This is a genomic window from Campylobacter sp. BCW_4319 (assembly GCF_001764435.1).
GTDB classification, from domain to species: domain Bacteria; phylum Campylobacterota; class Campylobacteria; order Campylobacterales; family Campylobacteraceae; genus Campylobacter_D; species Campylobacter_D jejuni.
Genome location: NZ_MKAQ01000017.1, coordinates 124,666 through 141,351 on the forward strand (window position 1 = coordinate 124,666; position 16,686 = coordinate 141,351).

18 protein-coding genes are annotated in these 16,686 nt (G+C 29.8%); 12 read left to right on the forward strand and 6 right to left on the reverse strand.

From position 1 onward, the window contains the following. The first annotated feature begins 1 nt into the window (after position 1). The 11 genes from AJN56_RS06555 to aat are packed head-to-tail and all read left to right on the forward strand — an operon-like array spanning position 2 to position 10,123. Positions 2–1,720, forward strand: coding sequence for a M3 family oligoendopeptidase (locus AJN56_RS06555; protein WP_002869043.1), 1,719 nt, complete (start codon positions 2–4; stop codon positions 1,718–1,720). Continuing rightward, the gene (locus AJN56_RS06560) at positions 1,714–2,151 is read left to right on the forward strand and encodes a hypothetical protein (RefSeq protein WP_002852822.1); all 438 of its coding nucleotides are present in this window, start codon (positions 1,714–1,716) and stop codon (positions 2,149–2,151) included. The genes AJN56_RS06555 and AJN56_RS06560 overlap by 7 nt, the downstream gene beginning before the upstream one ends. Next, a complete protein-coding gene (locus AJN56_RS06565; RefSeq protein ID WP_070246462.1) occupies positions 2,148–4,223 on the forward strand; it encodes an ATP-dependent helicase in 2,076 nt (691 codons plus the stop codon). Before AJN56_RS06560 ends, AJN56_RS06565 begins: the two co-directional genes overlap by 4 nt. Beyond that, positions 4,220–5,038 carry a tRNA pseudouridine(55) synthase TruB gene (gene truB, locus AJN56_RS06570; protein ID WP_002899493.1) on the forward strand — a complete coding sequence of 273 codons (819 nt, stop codon included), beginning with the start codon at positions 4,220–4,222 and terminating at the stop codon, positions 5,036–5,038. The genes AJN56_RS06565 and truB overlap by 4 nt, the downstream gene beginning before the upstream one ends. Continuing rightward, on the forward strand, positions 5,032–5,259 hold the full coding sequence (gene csrA / locus AJN56_RS06575; RefSeq protein ID WP_002852854.1) for a carbon storage regulator CsrA: 228 nt from the start codon (positions 5,032–5,034) through the stop codon (positions 5,257–5,259). Before truB ends, csrA begins: the two co-directional genes overlap by 7 nt. Beyond that, positions 5,256–6,023, forward strand: coding sequence for a 4-(cytidine 5'-diphospho)-2-C-methyl-D-erythritol kinase (locus AJN56_RS06580; RefSeq protein WP_002899494.1), 768 nt, complete (start codon positions 5,256–5,258; stop codon positions 6,021–6,023). The genes csrA and AJN56_RS06580 overlap by 4 nt, the downstream gene beginning before the upstream one ends. Continuing rightward, entirely contained in the window at positions 6,020–6,472 is a 453-nt protein-coding gene (gene smpB, locus AJN56_RS06585) for an SsrA-binding protein SmpB (RefSeq protein WP_002852861.1), read from the forward strand. Before AJN56_RS06580 ends, smpB begins: the two co-directional genes overlap by 4 nt. Positions 6,473–6,482: 10 nt before the next feature. Then, a complete protein-coding gene (locus tag AJN56_RS06590) occupies positions 6,483–7,085 on the forward strand; it encodes a TlpA disulfide reductase family protein (protein WP_002852711.1) in 603 nt (200 codons plus the stop codon). Continuing rightward, positions 7,085–7,375: an ATP-dependent Clp protease adaptor ClpS gene (locus AJN56_RS06595; protein ID WP_002852892.1), complete on the forward strand. Its 291-nt coding sequence runs from the start codon at positions 7,085–7,087 to the stop codon at positions 7,373–7,375. The genes AJN56_RS06590 and AJN56_RS06595 overlap by 1 nt, the downstream gene beginning before the upstream one ends. After that, positions 7,372–9,501 (forward strand): AAA family ATPase, encoded by a 2,130-nt coding sequence (locus tag AJN56_RS06600; protein WP_070246464.1) that lies wholly within the window; start codon positions 7,372–7,374, stop codon positions 9,499–9,501. The genes AJN56_RS06595 and AJN56_RS06600 overlap by 4 nt, the downstream gene beginning before the upstream one ends. Continuing rightward, a complete protein-coding gene (gene aat / locus AJN56_RS06605) occupies positions 9,476–10,123 on the forward strand; it encodes a leucyl/phenylalanyl-tRNA--protein transferase (protein WP_002853966.1) in 648 nt (215 codons plus the stop codon). Before AJN56_RS06600 ends, aat begins: the two co-directional genes overlap by 26 nt. Before the next feature lie 21 nt (positions 10,124–10,144). Here aat and cetZ read toward each other — a convergent pair whose 3' ends face one another. From cetZ to AJN56_RS06620, 3 genes are all read right to left on the reverse strand, one after another. Beyond that, positions 10,145–11,434, reverse strand: coding sequence for an energy taxis response protein CetZ (gene cetZ / locus AJN56_RS06610; protein ID WP_002855890.1), 1,290 nt, complete (start codon positions 11,432–11,434; stop codon positions 10,145–10,147). 81 nt (positions 11,435–11,515) lie between these two features. Then, positions 11,516–12,142 (reverse strand): MarC family protein, encoded by a 627-nt coding sequence (locus AJN56_RS06615; RefSeq protein ID WP_002866128.1) that lies wholly within the window; start codon positions 12,140–12,142, stop codon positions 11,516–11,518. Between the two features lie 14 nt (positions 12,143–12,156). Further along, complete coding sequence (locus tag AJN56_RS06620) at positions 12,157–12,516, reverse strand: methionine-R-sulfoxide reductase (RefSeq protein ID WP_002853613.1); 360 nt, start codon at positions 12,514–12,516, stop codon at positions 12,157–12,159. Positions 12,517–12,605: 89 nt separating this feature from the next. Here AJN56_RS06620 and AJN56_RS06625 point away from each other — a divergent pair, with 89 nt between their 5' ends. Continuing rightward, positions 12,606–13,403 carry a ferritin-like domain-containing protein gene (locus AJN56_RS06625; protein ID WP_032589907.1) on the forward strand — a complete coding sequence of 266 codons (798 nt, stop codon included), beginning with the start codon at positions 12,606–12,608 and terminating at the stop codon, positions 13,401–13,403. On the opposite strand, the gene pssA is transcribed toward AJN56_RS06625, so the two are convergent. The 3 genes from pssA to ftsH are packed head-to-tail and all read right to left on the reverse strand — an operon-like array spanning position 13,394 to position 16,683. After that, positions 13,394–14,122: a CDP-diacylglycerol--serine O-phosphatidyltransferase gene (pssA, locus tag AJN56_RS06630; RefSeq protein ID WP_002853992.1), complete on the reverse strand. Its 729-nt coding sequence runs from the start codon at positions 14,120–14,122 to the stop codon at positions 13,394–13,396. The two genes, AJN56_RS06625 and pssA, sit on opposite strands and share 10 nt — an antisense overlap. 9 nt (positions 14,123–14,131) lie before the next feature. Beyond that, entirely contained in the window at positions 14,132–14,749 is a 618-nt protein-coding gene (locus tag AJN56_RS06635; protein WP_002904918.1) for a phosphatidylserine decarboxylase, read from the reverse strand. Further along, on the reverse strand, positions 14,746–16,683 hold the full coding sequence (ftsH, locus tag AJN56_RS06640; protein WP_052803541.1) for an ATP-dependent zinc metalloprotease FtsH: 1,938 nt from the start codon (positions 16,681–16,683) through the stop codon (positions 14,746–14,748). Before ftsH ends, AJN56_RS06635 begins: the two co-directional genes overlap by 4 nt. Positions 16,684–16,686: the final 3 nt, after the last annotated feature.

Genomic DNA, 16,686 nt, shown 5'->3' on the forward strand with positions numbered 1-16,686 from the left:
AATGTTAGAATGGGATTTAAGTGCTTTATTTCACGATAAAGAAGCATTACAAAATTTTACACAAGATCAAATCCAACAAAGTTTAAATTTCAAAAAAAACTATGAAAATAAACTTTATACATTGGATGCTAATGAGTTTTTACAAGCTTTAAAAGATTATGAAAATTTAAATCAAGCCCTTGGCAAAATCATGACTTATGCTTATTTACTTTTTGCTAAAAACACTCAAAATGGTTCTTTTTATGCACAATACGAAGAAGAATGCAAAAAAATAGAAGAAAATTTACTCTTTTTCGAGCTTGAATTTTGCGAGTTAGCTCCTGAAAAAAGTCAAGAATTTACAACTTTTTGCAAAGATTATGATTTTTATCTTTCTAATTTATTGCAAAACAAACGCTATAATCTTAGCAAAAACGAAGAACGCATTATGCTCTATCTTTCAAATACAGGTGCAAATGCTTTTAGTAGACTTTTTGATGAAAGTATGAGCGCTTTAAAAATCCCTTTTGAAGGTAAAAAACTTAGCGAAGAAGAAATTCTAAGCAAAATGTATGATGAAGATAGAAAGATACGCAAAAAAGCTGCTAAAAAATTCAGTAAAGTTTTACAAAAAAATAGCAGACTTTTAAGTTTTATTATCAATATGATAAAAACAGAAAGAAAAAATATAAGCTTATTAAGAGGTTATGAAAATGCTGAAATTTCAAGACATATCAGCAATCAAATTTCACAAAAAAGCGTTGATTCTTTGATAGCAAGTGCGCAAAAACATTTTAACTTAGTATCGCAATTTTACAAAAGAAAAAAACAAATTTTAGGCTATGAGCTTAAAGACTATGACAGATATGCACCCATAGGAAAAGAAGCAAGTTTTGATTTTAAAACAAGTAAAAATATTGTTTTAGAGGCATTTCAAGCTTTTTCTCCACAATTTTATGATATAGCAAAAAATGCTTTTGATCAAGGCTGGATTGATGTTTATCCGCAAGAAAATAAACAAGGGGGTGCTTTTTCACATTCTGCAACTTCTGATGCACATCCTTTTGTTTTATTAAACTACACCAATAAAAGACGCGATCTTTTTACACTTGCACATGAATTAGGACACACCATCCATCAAAAACTTTCTTATCATGTAAGCTATTTAAATCAAAATACGCCTTTAACCACCGCAGAAACAGCTTCAGTTTTTGCTGAAATGCTGGTATTTGATTTTATTAAAGATAAGCTAAAAAAAGAAGAACTCCTATCTTTATATGCAAATAAAATCGAAGATATTTTTGCAACTTTTTATAGACAAATTAATTTTACTTGTTTTGAAAGACGCTTACATGCTCAAGAAAATGAACTTAGCACTGAAGAAATCAATAAAATTTGGATGGAAGAATCTCAAAAGATGTTTCAAGACAGCGTAAAACTTACAAAAAATTATGCTTCTTGGTGGAGTTATATTCCTCATTTTATCCATTCTCCTTTTTACTGCTATGCTTATGCTTATGCACAACTTTTAGTTTTAGCTCTTTATGGACTTTACAAAAGTAAAAAATGTGAAAATTTTAAAGAACTTTATATCAAAATGCTTTCTTTAGGTGGAAGCGTGAGTCCAAAAGAACTAGTAGGAATGTTTGGATTTGATATAGAAGATGAAAATTTTTGGGAAATAGGCATAAAAGAAATTCAAAAACTCATCAATGAATTCATGGAGTTACAATCATGCTAGAAACAATCTTAAAAAATGAAAATTTTATCCATACCATGCAAAAGCATTGTTATGAAGTTATTTCACACCTTATAGAAGAAAATATAGAATTTTCCATAGTTGCAAATACAAATTTCATAGATTTTAACCCTGAACTTCCCAAAGAGCTTGATATTAAACAAAATCCTTATGCTCTTTTTGCTCTTGGAGGATACACCTTTGAATCCATACAACTAAATAAAGATTTCATTCAATTTCACGCAGGTTTTGGAAATGATGATTTTGATAGTTTTGTAAAGGTTGATTTAGGAGCTATCACGCAAATTCAAGTAGAAAATAGCATTTTATTCGTTAATTTTAGTCTTTATAAACGTGAAGATAGCAAAAATTTACAAAAATCTAAAAATATATTTTTAAATAATCCAAAAAATAAAGATATTTTCAAAAAATGAATCTATTTGAAGATTTAAATGATAGTCAAAAACAAGCGGTAAGCCACATTGATGGAGCCATGCTTATCCTAGCAGGCGCAGGTAGTGGAAAAACCAAAACTATCACCACTCGTCTTGCTTATCTTATCGGTGAAGTAGGCATCCCCTCACATAACACTCTTACTCTTACTTTTACAAATAAAGCAGCTAGTGTTATGCGTCATAGAGCATTAAATTTTCTACAAGGCAATCACAATCCTTTGCTTTGCACCTTTCATAAATTTGGACTTTTATTTTTAAAACTCCATTTTGAAAGATTGGAGCGTAAAAATAGTTTTATTGTTATCGATACAGATGATACAAAAAAAATAATTAAAGACTTAATCCATGATAAAAACAAAGATAATGTCTATGATATTATCCAATACATATCTTATTGCAAAAATGAAGGCAAAAGAGTAAGCAATGTCTTTGAAGATTTAAATTTACTAAAAGAACATAATTTTGAAAAATATCAAAATGAATACAAATTTGCCAACTATTACCGTGCTTATGAAGAATACTTATTAAAACAAAATTTTGTAGATTTTGATGATCTTTTATTGCTAAGCAATCTCATTTTAGAAAATGATATAAATTTTGCCAAAGAACAAAGCTTACTTTATAATTACATTACAGTTGATGAGTATCAAGATACTAATACCTTGCAATATAAAATTCTAAAAAATCTATGTTGTATGCATGAAAATATCACAGTTGTTGGTGATGATGATCAAAGTATTTATAGTTGGCGTGGAGCAAAAATTGAAAATATTTTAAATTTTCAAAACGATTTTAAAAATGTTAAACTTGTAAAACTTGAACAAAACTATCGTTCAGTAGGGACTATTTTACAAGCAGCAAATAATCTCATATCTCACAATGAGCAACGACTTGGAAAAACTTTAATCTGCACTAAAGATACTGGGGAAAATATTAAAATATTAAAAAACGAAAACGAAAAAGATGAAGGTTTATATATCGCTCAAGAAGTGAAAAAATTGCTAAATTCTGGAGTAGAAGCTAAAGAGATCGCCATTTTATTTCGAGTTAATGCACTATCAAGAGCAATAGAAGAAGCATTTATGAAGAAACAAATTTCTTATAAACTACTTAGTGGTATGCGTTTTTATGAGAGATTAGAAATAAAAGATTTAATCTCGTATCTTAGACTTATCTTAAATCCAAATGATGATTTGTCGTTTAGGCGTATTATAAATCGCCCTAAAAGATCCATAGGAGAAAAAGCCCTAAAAAATTTAGAAGAATATGCAAAAAAACGTCAAATTTCACTTTTTGATGCCTTATGTGAAAGCGATGGTGGTGTAGGAATTTTAACAACAAAAAAAGCACAAAATGAAGCAAATATTTTTATACAAAATATTCACACTCTAAAAAGCTACGATAATGCAAAAAAAGTTTTTGACAATATAGAAGAATTATTTAAAATCAAAGATTATTTTTCAGAGCAAGATGATGGAGATGAAAGAATCAGAAATCTTGATGAGTTTTATGCTAATCTAAGAGAAAAACTCAAAGAAGATCCCGAAGCTTCTTTAGAAGATCTACTTAGTGAAATTTCTTTATTAAGTGATCAAGATAATTTAGATGAAGAATGTGTTTGCTTGATGAGTATTCATGCTAGCAAAGGTTTGGAATTTGATTATGTTTTTATAATAGGCTTTGATGAAGGATTTTTTCCTTTAAATAGCGAAGAAAATCTCGAAGAAGAACGCCGTCTTGCTTATGTTGCCATCACTCGCGCCAAGAAATTTCTCACAATAAGTGTTGCAAATTCTCGTTTTTATCATGGTTCAAGAGCAAACATCAATCCTAGCCGCTTCTTAGAAGAAAGTAAATTAATCAATGAAAAATCAAAAAATCAAAATATACAAAAAACTAGTTTTTGCAAAGGAGATCTAGTTAAACATAAAATTTTTGGCATTGGCAGAGTTGTTGAAGTTAATAAAAGCGGAAAAGAGGAAAAGCTTAATATTAATTTTGGTGGTATAATGCGTGTAATCATGGCAAGCTTTGTGGAAAAAGCAGTATGAACAAGATCTTTGCAGCCTTTAAACCAAGGGGTTTGAGCTCTAACGCCTTTTTAAGCACTTTAAAGAAAAAATATAAAAATAAAAAAGCAGGATATTCTGGCACTCTTGATCCTTTCGCCAAAGGGGTTTTAATCGTTGCATTTGGACAATACACAAAACTTTTCCGTTTTTTAAAAAAAACTCCAAAAACCTATAAAGCTACTTTATGGCTTGGAGTTTACTCCTTAAGTCTTGATGATCAAAATATAAAAGAAATTAAAAATATAAAAGAATTTGATCTTACAAATTTAAAACAAATCATTGATCAAATGCAAGGAATTATCTCCTATACACCACCGCAATTTAGCGCCAAAAGAATCAATGGAACTCGCGCCTATGAACTTGCAAAAAAAGGTATAGAAGTAAATTTAAAACCTTGTCAAATGGAAGTATTTGATTGCAAGATTTTAAGCTATAATCATCCTTTTTTAAATATCGAAATCACAGTCAGTGAAGGTGCTTATATAAGATCTTATTGTGAACTTTTTGCTAGAAAACTAGGTATTAATGCGACTTTAAGCTCTTTAGAGCGCATTAAAGAAGGCAAATTTGTTTATAATAATGAGAAAAGCTTAAATGTGTTAAAATACATTAACCTAAAGCCAAATTTTATCAAGGATTTAAATAAACTCGAAAATGGTGCTAAAATTTTTGTCGAAGAATTAGAATTTCATGATGAAGGAGATTATTATATTGAAACAGAAAAATATTTTAGCATAATTAATATTAAAGAAAATACAGTAAAATATCTTCTAAATAAGGTTGAAAAATGTTAATATTATCAAGAAAAGAAAATGAAAGTATAATTATCGGAGAAGGTATAGAAATCAAAGTCGTTCAAACAGGGAAAGGATATGCCAAAATAGGTATAGAAGCTCCAAAATCCCTTATGATACTTAGAAAAGAACTTGTTCAACAAGTAAAGGATGAAAATTTGCATTCTGTTGTTCAGAATGATATTAAACTTGATGACTTAAGCAAAAAACTAATCAAATGAAAGCTTACGCTAAAGCAAATATTTTTTTAAAACTTACCGGTTTTGACTCAAGAAAATATCATCTTTTAGAATCACGATTTATACTTTTAAAAGATGTTTTTGATGAGCTTGAGCTTATTGATAAAGAATCAGATTCTAAAAAAGAATTTGAAATCATTAGTAATTTTAAATGCGAAAATAATATTATTCAAAAGGCTTATTTGCTACTTTCTAGAAGATATAATAACGAATTAAAAGAATTATTTAGCAAAAAAAGCCTAAAACTCACAAAAAATATCCCAGTATGTGCTGGACTTGGCGGTGGAAGTAGCGATTGTGCGAGTTTTTTACTACTAATGAATGAAACCCTAAATTTAAAATTAAACCTGCAAGAACTTATAAATTTAAGCATGCAACTAGGAAGTGATATTGCCTTTTTTTTAAGTGGCTTTCACTCTGCTAATGTAAGTGGCTGTGGCGAAATTATAGAAGAATTTGAAGATAACATACCTAATTTAAAATGGACTTTTCCACAAATATCTTGCCAAACTAAAGCTGTTTATGATGAATTTGATAGAGGAATATTTGACTTTCAAAAAAACAATAATCAAGCGCAAATCTACAAAAAACTCAGCACAAAAGAGTTGTTACAAAACTTTAAAAACAAAGAATTAAATGATTTATTTACTCCTTGTGCAACTTTATATCCTAAAATGAAATCTTACTTGCAAGAAGATTTTTTTCTAAGCGGTAGCGGTAGTAGTGTTTTTAAGGTTGATCGATGAAAATTATTGCGAGAAATAAAAAAGCTTTATTTGATTATAGCATCATAGAACGCTTTGAAGCCGGAATTGTCCTTAAAGGAAGTGAAGTTGTAGCCTTAAGAGCAGGAAGAGCAAATCTTAAAGACTCTTTTGTTCGCATTATAAAAAATGAGATTTTTTTACTTAATTCTCATATTTCATTGCTTCATACTACACATTCTTTCTATAAACACGAAGAAAGAGGTGCTAGAAAGCTTTTAATGCATAGAAAGCAAATTGATAAATTATTAGGTAAAGTAAGTATAGAAGGATATACTATCGTTGCATTAGATCTTTATTTTAACACAAAAAATAAAGTAAAAGCTACCCTTGCTTTAGCTAAAGGGAAAAATTTGCACGACAAGCGTGAAACTTTAAAGAAAAAGCAAGCCGATTTAGAAGCTAGAGCTGCTATGAAAAATTACAAATAAAGGAAAATAAATGAAAAAAATTTCAGCCCTATTTTTAATAAGTTTAGCATTTTTTCTTAATGCTTGCTCCAAGGAAGAAGAAATTCAAAATGATTTTATGTTTGAAGAGTATCACAAAGGAGATAAAATAGTCTTAAATAGTGTAAATGGTGGAAGCAAAACTTTAATAAGAACAGATAAAGGTTTTGTGGTGGAAGGAGAGGAAGGAAAAGTTCTAATGTTTGATTTTTTTGGCACTTTTTGCACCCCATGTAAAGAAGAAGCTTTAGATCTTAGCAAACTTTGGAAAAATAATTCTAGCAAATTTATCATTATAGGACTTACACATTTTGAAGATGTTAGCGATGAAACAGTTAAAAAATTCGCGGGTGATTATGGTGCTTACTATTTTCTAAGCAATGGCAGCTCTAATGATCGTATTATTGCTCAAATTTTAAAAGATATAGACTATCAAAATATGGAGCAACTTCCTTTTAAAGTTGTTTTAAAAAATGGAATTTATCAAAAAATAAGCGATTACTGGAATAATAATACTCCAACAAATTTTTATCTTGGTAAAATTCCAACAGAACTCATGCAAGAAGATTTAAATAAAATCTACAAAGGAAAATAATGCCAAAAACCCAAACTCTAGAGCAAACAAAACTTAGTGAACCAAAAATGTATAAAGTTATACTCTTAAATGATGATGTAACAACCATGGATTTTGTTATAGAAATTTTGATGAATATTTTTCATCAAAACCTTGAGAAAGCAAGTCAAACAATGTTAGAAATTCATCACAATGGTTCTGGAATTTGTGGCATTTACACCCAGGAAATAGCTCTTTCAAAACAAAAAAAAGTTATGGATGCGGCTAAACTTGCTAATTTTCCACTACAAGCAAAGGTGGAAGAAGAATGAAATACCAAGAAAATTTACAAAAATATCTTGATAATGCCAAAAATCTAAGCTTAATAAATCACCATGAATTTGTTACCTGTGAGCATGTACTGTTTGCATTACTAAAACTAAGCACTGATTTTAAGGATATATTTGAAGAATTTTCAGATGGAGATCTTGAACTTCTAGAAACTGAATTAAAAAATTACATTTCTCAAAACAATCAAGTTATTAAACAAGAAATAGAACCTACAATATCTGTTGTTTTAGATGAAATCTTACTTTCATCTAAAAATAAAAATAATGAAATTAAAATTATAGATTTTTTAGAAAAGCTCATACAGGATTCAAGAAGTTATTCTAGCTATCTCTTAAAAAAACACAACATAAATCTTAACAAAATTCAAGAACTTCAAAATCATGAAAATATACAAAATTTAAACAACCACACAAGTGATTTAACACTTTTAGCTCAAAATGGCAAAATTGATCCTTTAATAGGAAGAAAATTTGAACTTGAAAGAATGATGCAAATTCTTTCACGTCGCAAGAAAAATAATCCTATTTTAGTAGGAGAAGCAGGAGTTGGAAAAACAGCCATTGTAGAGGGATTAGCATTGGCTATTGCGGAAAAAAAGGTGCCTAAAAACTTACAAAATGCAAAAATTTTTAGTCTTGATATGGCTAGTATACTTGCGGGAACAAAATACCGTGGAGATTTTGAGAAAAGAATTAAAGAAATTTTAAGTGAACTTGAGAAAACACCCAATGCTATTTTATTTATTGATGAAATTCACACTATAGTAGGAGCTGGAAGCACAGGAGAATCTCATACTGATTTTTCCAATCTTTTAAAACCAGCTCTAAGCAATGGAACTTTAAAATGCATAGGTGCAACAACTTTTATGGAATATAAAAATACTTTTGATAAAAATAAACCCCTAAGTCGCCGTTTTGCTAAAATAAATGTAGATGAACCAAGCCAAGAAGAAAGCTTGCAAATTCTGAAAGGATTAAAAAACAAATATGAAGAATTTCATCATATAAAATTAAACGATGAAATTCTTCAATATGCTGTAATTTGGGGTAAAAAATTTTTTAATGATAAATTTTTACCTGATTGTGCTATAGATCTGATCGATGAACTTGGGGCTTCTTTTGCTTTAAATCCAAAAGCTAAAAAAAATGCCAATTTAAAAGATTTAGAAAATGTTTTAGTAAAAATGACCCACCATCATAAAATGTTTGAATTCGATCAAAACAAAGCTTTAATGAATTTAAAAACAAATTTAAAAGCAAAAATTTTTGGCCAAGATGAAGTTATAGATAGCCTTGTTTCATCACTTAAGCAAAGTTTCGCAGGATTTAAAAATTCCAATACACCACGCGGAGTGTTTTTGTTTACTGGATCAAGTGGAGTTGGAAAAACAGAACTTTGCAAATCTTTAGCTGAATTTTTAGGTTTAAATTTAGAACGCTTTGATATGAGTGAATATGCAGAAAAACATGCTATAAGTAAACTAATAGGATCTCCAGCTGGATATATAGGTTTTGAAGAGGGTGGACTTTTAAGCAATGCTATTCGCAAAAATCCTTTCAGTCTTGTTCTTTTTGACGAAATAGAAAAGGCTCATCCTGATTTAAGCAATACCTTTTTACAGATTTTTGACAATGCTGAACTCACCGACAATAGCGGTCTTAAAGTAGATTTTAAAAATACAATCATTATTATGACATCTAATCTAGGACTTAAAGAAAGCAATGAGCTTGGTTTTTTAAGTAAAAATGAAGAAAAAAGTAATCGTGCTATCAAAGACTTTTTTGCTCCAGAATTTATTAATCGTATTGATAAAATTTTACATTTTAATGATTTAAACGATGCTATACTTGTTAAAATTATCGAAAAAGAACTTGATGAAATTTCTAAAAATTTAAATAATATAAAGTTATCAGTGGATGATAAAGCTAAAATTTATTTAGCTAAAAAAGCCTATAATAAAGAATTTGGAGTAAGGCTTTTAAAACGCATAATCTCTGAGGAGATAGGAGAAAAAATCAGTGATGAAATTTTATTCGGAAAGCTTAAAAAAGGCGGTATAGCTAAAATCAAACTTGGTAAAAATGGAAAGCTCGAATTTATATTCTAAATTACTCAATGCACCTAAAAATGCTCCTGTATTTTTAAGTCAAAATTTAGAAGCTGATTTTATTGTAAAAGCTTATACTTTTGGTCTATTCCCATGGACAAGTAAACCTGTAACTTGGTGGTGTCCAGATCCTAGATGCATTTTAATTCCAAATCAAATTCACATCCAAAAAAATATGAAAAAATTTATTAATCTCTATCAAATTAAACTTGATTATGATTTTTTAAAATTAATTACATTATGTCGCGATACACGCTCTCAAAGCTGGATAGATGATGAATTTATTACCACTTATTATAAGTTATTTACCCAAGGCTATGCACATAGCCTTGAACTTTATGAAAATAATGAACTTATAGGTGGAATTTATGGTTTAATTTTAGGCAAGGTTTTCTTTGGTGAAAGCATGGTAAGCATTAAAAAAAATGCATCTAAAATTGCCATGATTAAACTTTGTGATTTATTAAAACCTTATGATTTTATCATAGATTGTCAAGTTTATAACCAACATTTAGAATTTATGGGCGCTCATAATATTTCTAGGAAAGAATTTTTAAATATTTTAAAAGAAAAATGCAACCAAGAAAGTGGTTTTAAAAATTTTAAAGATTTAATTACTTAAAAATAAGCGTGAAAATCACGCTTATGACATCGCTTTAGCAACTTCAGCAGAGCTTTCACGAATTTTCTCCATACACTCTCTTGCTTCTTTTGCAAGTTCAACACTCTGATTAACATCCTCTAAACCGCTTTTAATACTCTCAACCACTTGTGATGTAACATTACGAATAGAATTAATCGTAGTGGTAATTTCATTAACCGAATGCCCTGTTCTTTCAGCTAAATTTCTTACTTCATCAGCAACAACAGCAAAACCTCTACCATGTTCACCAGCACGTGCTGCCTCAATAGCAGCATTTAAAGCAAGCAGATTAGTTTGATCAGCGATATCACTAATAGTCTGAATAATAGATTTAATTTCATCTGATTGTTGATTTAATGAGGAAACAAGATTTGAACTTTGAGACATCATATCAGCAATATTCTGAACATTTGAAACAGTGTTTTCAATTACACGATCTCCATCTTGAGTAAGATTATCATTTTTTTCTGCAAGTTCGCTTATGAGGCAAAGTTTTTCTTGATCTTTTTTAACTTGTTCGCTTATATCTGTAGCAAATTTAATAACCTTGTAAATTTTTCCATCATCATTTTTAACCGGATTATAACTTGCTTCAAGGTATACTTTTTTATTATTTCTTCCGTATCTTATATATTTACCTGATTGAAATTTGCCCTCTCTTAAATCTTCCCAAAATTGAACATAGTCCTTAGAGTGTCTATAATTAGAATCACAGAACATGCTATGATGCTTTCCTTTAATCTCATCAATATTAAAATCCATAGTTCTTAAAAAATTTTCATTAGCCGTAATAATAGTCCCATCAGGTTTAAATTCAATAATAGCCATAGAACGATTAGCGGCAGCAATAGTATTTCTAAGATCAAGCATTTCATAATGTCTTTGAGTTATATCATTGGCAAATTTAATAATTTTATAAACATGACCATTATTATCACTAATTGGAAGATAATTTGCTTCTAAATAAACATCTATCCCTCCCTTAGCTATACGTCTAAAAAGACCACTTCTAGCTTTTCCATCTCTTAAATCTTTCCAAAAATCACTATATGCTGAAGAATTAACAACTTCAGGCAAACAAAACATACTATGATGCTTACCCTTGATCTCTGAAAGAGAGTATTTCATAGTTGTTAAAAAATTTTGATTTGCCTCTAAAATAACGCCATCGGTAGTAAATTCAATTACCGCCATGGTATTCCCAATAGATCTTAAAATATCTCCTAAACCATTACACTTTTTTTCAAGTTGTTCAATTATTTCAGTATTATTTTTCTTAGCACCAAACATAAAACTCACCTTTTTAATAATAAATTATTTTAAAATTATATCATATTTATATAGTATTTATTTACTTAAAATTATATTAATTTATAAGTTAAATATATCCTTTAAACCTACAATAATCATCTTAAACCCCATAGCAGCAATAAATACTTGTGCTATACGAGAAAAAACATGTAAAATCAATTTTCCAACTATTTTTTCTATAGTAGCTGCAAAATGAAAAAGTATAAACATAAAAATAAAAGCTATCATTACTCCGCCAAGAGCAACATCAAGCCCACCATCTTCGGCTATAACGATAACACTAGCTAAAGTTCCAGGCCCAACAAGCATAGGAAATGCCATAGGTATTAAACTCTGTCTTAAAATTTCCTTATCATCCATATCCTGATAAGAACTAAAATCCTTAGTTGCAATTTTTGTTGAAAAAAGTAAATTTTTAATAGCCATTATAATAAGAACCAAACCACCAGAAACCCTTAAATCATCTAATGAAACCCTAAAAATATAGTTCATAAACAAAGGTCCTGATAATAAAAATACCAAAACTATAGTAAAAGCTGTATAGAGAATAGTTCTAAAAAGTTTTTTTCGAAGCATTAAAGGCAATCCATCACTCATAGCCAAAAATTGAGTTAAATTACCAAAAGGATTTAATATGGCAAGTAAAGTAATTGCAGCAAAAAACATCAAATAAAGCTCAGAACCCATACTAGAAAACACTATCAATCCTTAGTTTTTACAAATTCCAAAGAAATAGAATTTACACAATGTCTTACATTTTTAGCAGAAAATCCTTCTCCTTCAAAAACATGACCTAAATGTCCATTGCAGTTTGCACATACAATCTCGGTTCTAATCCCATCTTTATCAGGAATTCTTTTGATAGCCCCTTTTATTTCATCATCAAAGCTAGGCCATCCACAACCTGATTTAAATTTATCTTCGGATTTATAAAGCGAAGCTCCACATTGCTTGCATTGATAGATTCCTTTTTCATAAAAATCATTATATTTCCCACTAAAAGGAGCTTCTGTTCCTTTATTTAAAATTACTTTTTTTTCTTCTTCATTTAACTCTTTCATGTTCTACCCTTGTAAAATAATTTTTATATTATATAATTAAAATTTCAATTTTAAATGATAAATTTTTATAATTTTCAAGAAAGTTTTAAATGCAAAAAGAATTTTTTCAAGAACTTCAAGATATTTTATATGAAAAAAATATAACTATAAAATTTCACTCTTTTCAAAATTTTTATGAAGACTTTAAAAGCCGCAAATTTATTTTTAATCACGAGCATCAAAGCATTTTCAAAAAAAATACATCGCAACAAATTACCTTGCTTCATCCTACGCGTATAAGAAGGCCTAAATTTCTCAATTCAACTCATGCGCTTGCTAAAATAATTCATTCAGTCGCTCATATAGAATTTAATGCAATTAACCTGGCTTTAGATGCGAGTTATCGCTTTAAAAATCTACCTTTGCAATTTTATTACGATTGGCTGGAGGTAGCAGATGAGGAAATTAAACATTTCAAACTTTTAAATTCAGCACTTGAAGAACTTGGTTATAAATATGGAGATTTTCCAGTGCATGATAATTTAGAATCTGCTCTAGAAGCTACAAAAGACTCTTTAAGCTTTAGAATGGGAATAGTTCATAGAGGTTTAGAAGCTAAAGGGCTTGATGCCAACCCCTTTGTTGTTCAAAAACTTCAAAGTTCCAATCATTCCATTAAAAATCTTTTAATGGAATATCTTGAAATTATACTTAATGATGAAATAAAACACGTTAAAAAAGGAGATACTTGGTGGAAATTTGCAAACCAAAACAAGTATAATTTTATCGAGCTTTGCAAAACATTTAAACAATTCTCTCTTGCAGGAAAAAAACTTAACATTCAAGCAAGAATCAAAGCTGGCTTCACTCAAGAAGAATGCGAAGTCATTGAAAAATTTTACTCTTGATTTCTTGTCTTAAATTTTGAAACGATAATAGTATATAAAACTCGAATAATTCCATAAAGCACATACAAGCTTGCTAAAATTACTAAACTTTCAAGAGGGTAAAGATATAAAAATGAAAATATTATAATTAAAATAATCAAAACTTTTAAAACACTAGAACGATTAAAATCAAGCTTTTTAAAGCTAGGATAGCGTATATTACTTACCATTAAAAGCCCTAAAATTGCTTGAAGCACCAAAAAAACTACACCATAAGGCTTTAAAAAATCATAACTGATAAATGCATAAGTCCATATAGCACTCACAACTGCTGCAGTAGGTATAGGAAGACCTATAAAAACGGAGGGTTCATAAGTGCCTGTGGTAACATTAAATCTCGCCAAACGAATAGCTCCAAAAACCACAAAAAAAGCTGTAATCAAAGATCCAAGCTTTCCAAAATCATAACCTATAGCCATATAAAAAAGAACCGCTGGAGCAACTCCAAAAGCTACTAGATCAGCTAAAGAATCAAATTCTACCCCAAATTTTGAAGTAGAATTTGTAAGTCTTGCAACGCGGCCATCAAGCCCATCGCAAATCAAAGATAAAATAATATAAATCAAAGCTGTATAATAATTTCCATGTATTGAAGCTATAATAGAAATAACCCCTAAAAAAGCTGAAGCAGCTGTAAAAAGATTGGGTAAAATATAAATTAGTTGCGGTCTGTTATTCATTATTTTTCCTTACGCAAAATAGCCTAGCAATGAGCCTGCTTTAATTTCATCATTTAAGCCTATGTGAATTCTAGTATCTTTTGGTAAAAGTAAACTTATAGAGCCATTGATTAAAAAACCCATTCTATCTCCTGCTTTTAAATCATGAGAAATATTATCGAGCTTTAATTTTCTATCAAAAGAACCTGCATAGATTCGCAAGGCTATCGTTTTATTCTCTTTAACTTTTGCCAAAATAAAAGCTCTTTCATTCATCATTTTTGCAGATTTTAATTCACTGCACAAAAAAAGCCCATGTCGTAAACGAATATCTATTATAGACATTGCAAAAGGTGTATTAAAATTCCCAGCATCATAAAGAGCATTTTTAATAGTAATTTCAACACATTCACCCAAATCTTTATGATGAATATTTTCTATTTTAGTAACCCTACCATCTATAGGTGCAAAAATAGCTTTTTCATCACTACAAACAAGTTCTCTTTTAGGTGTTCTAAAAAGAAAAATACAAATTACAATTAATGCTAATAGCAAGATGGAAAAAGAGTAAAAAATCCACATAAAAATAAAAACCAAGCTTAAAATAATAAGACTTAAATATCCATCTTTTGCAATAAAATCTTTCATTCTTCTATTTTAACTTCAGTTTTAACTTCTTCGAGTTCTTGTAAACGAGTTGGTAGACTATTTTGATCCTCAAACTCTTTAATAATCTCACGCACTTTATTACCTTCAATAGTTTCTTCTTCATAAAGGGCTGCAACCATAGTCTCAATCGCTCCTTTATAAGTATTTAAAGTATCTTTAACATCTTTATAGCGTTCATCTAAGGTTTTCTTTACATAATCATCTAAAGATTCTGCCATCTTTTCAGAATAGTCTTTTATAGTTTGCCCACCACTTAAGAAAGTATTTCTTTGTTTTTCAAGCACCATAAGTCCTGCAATTTCACTCATACCATACATAGAAATCATAGCTTTTATGATATCAGTTGCTCTTTCCAAATCATTACTTGCACCCGTTGAAATTTCACCTATGAACACTTCTTCAGCCGCACGACCACCCAAAAGCACATCTACTTCGGCAATAAGTTCATGTTTTTGCATTAAAAATTTATTTTCCTCAGGGGTGTTTAAAGTATAACCTAAAGCCGCAAGACCACGTGGAATCACAGAAACCTTACTTACACGTTTTGCACCTTTGGTAGTTTCAGCAATCAAGGCATGACCGCATTCATGATAAGTAACAATTTTCTTTTCTTTTTCATTAATACGACGTGATTTCTTCTCAAGTCCTGCTATAGCTCTTTCAACAGCTTCAACTAAATCATTTTGTTCTACATATTTTTTAGAATCCCTACCTGCTAAAAGTGCCGCTTCATTAATAATATTTGCAAGATCAGCTCCTGCAAGCCCTGCGGTTAAGCGTGCTATATCTTCTACTTTAACTTTTGGAGATATTTTGACATCTTTCATGTGCACTTTTAAAATATCACACCTACCTTTAAAATCAGGTTTATCAACTAAAACTTGTCTATCAAACCTTCCTGGTCTTAAAAGCGCTGCATCTAAAACTTCTGGGCGATTTGTTGCTGCTAAAACAATGACTGGGGAACTTTCTGTCCCAAAACCATCCATTTCAGCCAAAAGCTGATTTAAAGTTTGCTCTCTTTCATCGTTTCCACCCATCATGCCACTTGCTGCACGACTTTTACCAATAGCATCTATTTCATCTATAAAAACAATAGCAGGAGCTTCTTTTTTTGCATTTTCAAATAAATCTCTCACACGAGAAGCACCTACACCCACAAACATTTCTATAAAAGACGAACCTGAAACACTAAAAAACGGCACATCAGCTTCACCTGCAACTGCTTTTGCAAGCAAAGTTTTTCCTGTACCTGGAGGCCCAACAAGTAAAAGCCCTTTTGGAATTTTAGCTCCCAATTTAATATATCTTTCAGGATACTTTAAAAAATCTACAATTTCTTTTACTTCTTCTTTAGCTTCTTCAACACCAGCTACATCGCTAAATTTTACTTTAGGTTTTTCTGAATTTACAAGCTTCTTAGAACTTCCTATACCCAATATAGAACTTCCCATATTTTTTTGCATACGACTTGCCAAAAACATCCAAATACCAAAGAAAATAAATACTGGCAAAACCCATGAAAAAAGTATATCCGTAAACCAATTTGTTTCAGAATACGCACCATAAGCGATATTTTTACTATCTAGTAAACTCACAAGCTCAGGATCATTAACTTTTTTTGCTGTATAAACAGTATTGTGAGAGCTTGAAATCGCTTTGATTGTTGTTTGTCCTATACTAACTTGATTGATTTGTCCACTTTCAATAAGCTTTTTTAACTCAGAATAAGGGACATTTTTATTTACTTCATTGCCATTCAATGCCCCGCCAAAAGAACCATTGCCATCAAAAAATCCCTTAAAAATAATTATCATTACAATTGCAAAAATCGCAAAAATAAAAATGGGATTTTTGTTAAAAAAATTATTACCCTGCGGATTACCCTTATTATTTGGGGTATTATTATTCATTAC

Bases quoted from the DNA above. Each gene is read 5' to 3' on its own strand.
- truB (WP_002899493.1), top strand. From the start codon at position 4,220: ATGAACAAGATCTTTGCAGCCTTTAAACCAAGGGGTTTGAGCTCTAAC.
- AJN56_RS06600 (WP_070246464.1), top strand. From the start codon at position 7,372: ATGAAATACCAAGAAAATTTACAAAAATATCTTGATAATGCCAAAAAT.
- ftsH (WP_052803541.1), bottom strand. From the start codon at position 16,683: ATGAATAATAATACCCCAAATAATAAGGGTAATCCGCAGGGTAATAAT.
- AJN56_RS06560 (WP_002852822.1), top strand. From the start codon at position 1,714: ATGCTAGAAACAATCTTAAAAAATGAAAATTTTATCCATACCATGCAA.
- AJN56_RS06620 (WP_002853613.1), bottom strand. From the start codon at position 12,516: ATGAAAGAGTTAAATGAAGAAGAAAAAAAAGTAATTTTAAATAAAGGA.
- AJN56_RS06555 (WP_002869043.1), top strand. From the start codon at position 2: ATGTTAGAATGGGATTTAAGTGCTTTATTTCACGATAAAGAAGCATTA.
- aat (WP_002853966.1), top strand. From the start codon at position 9,476: ATGGAAAGCTCGAATTTATATTCTAAATTACTCAATGCACCTAAAAAT.
- AJN56_RS06595 (WP_002852892.1), top strand. From the start codon at position 7,085: ATGCCAAAAACCCAAACTCTAGAGCAAACAAAACTTAGTGAACCAAAA.
- AJN56_RS06635 (WP_002904918.1), bottom strand. From the start codon at position 14,749: ATGAAAGATTTTATTGCAAAAGATGGATATTTAAGTCTTATTATTTTA.
- csrA (WP_002852854.1), top strand. From the start codon at position 5,032: ATGTTAATATTATCAAGAAAAGAAAATGAAAGTATAATTATCGGAGAA.
- pssA (WP_002853992.1), bottom strand. From the start codon at position 14,122: ATGAATAACAGACCGCAACTAATTTATATTTTACCCAATCTTTTTACA.
- AJN56_RS06580 (WP_002899494.1), top strand. From the start codon at position 5,256: ATGAAAGCTTACGCTAAAGCAAATATTTTTTTAAAACTTACCGGTTTT.
- smpB (WP_002852861.1), top strand. From the start codon at position 6,020: ATGAAAATTATTGCGAGAAATAAAAAAGCTTTATTTGATTATAGCATC.
- cetZ (WP_002855890.1), bottom strand. From the start codon at position 11,434: ATGTTTGGTGCTAAGAAAAATAATACTGAAATAATTGAACAACTTGAA.
- AJN56_RS06565 (WP_070246462.1), top strand. From the start codon at position 2,148: ATGAATCTATTTGAAGATTTAAATGATAGTCAAAAACAAGCGGTAAGC.
- AJN56_RS06590 (WP_002852711.1), top strand. From the start codon at position 6,483: ATGAAAAAAATTTCAGCCCTATTTTTAATAAGTTTAGCATTTTTTCTT.
- AJN56_RS06615 (WP_002866128.1), bottom strand. From the start codon at position 12,142: ATGGGTTCTGAGCTTTATTTGATGTTTTTTGCTGCAATTACTTTACTT.
- AJN56_RS06625 (WP_032589907.1), top strand. From the start codon at position 12,606: ATGCAAAAAGAATTTTTTCAAGAACTTCAAGATATTTTATATGAAAAA.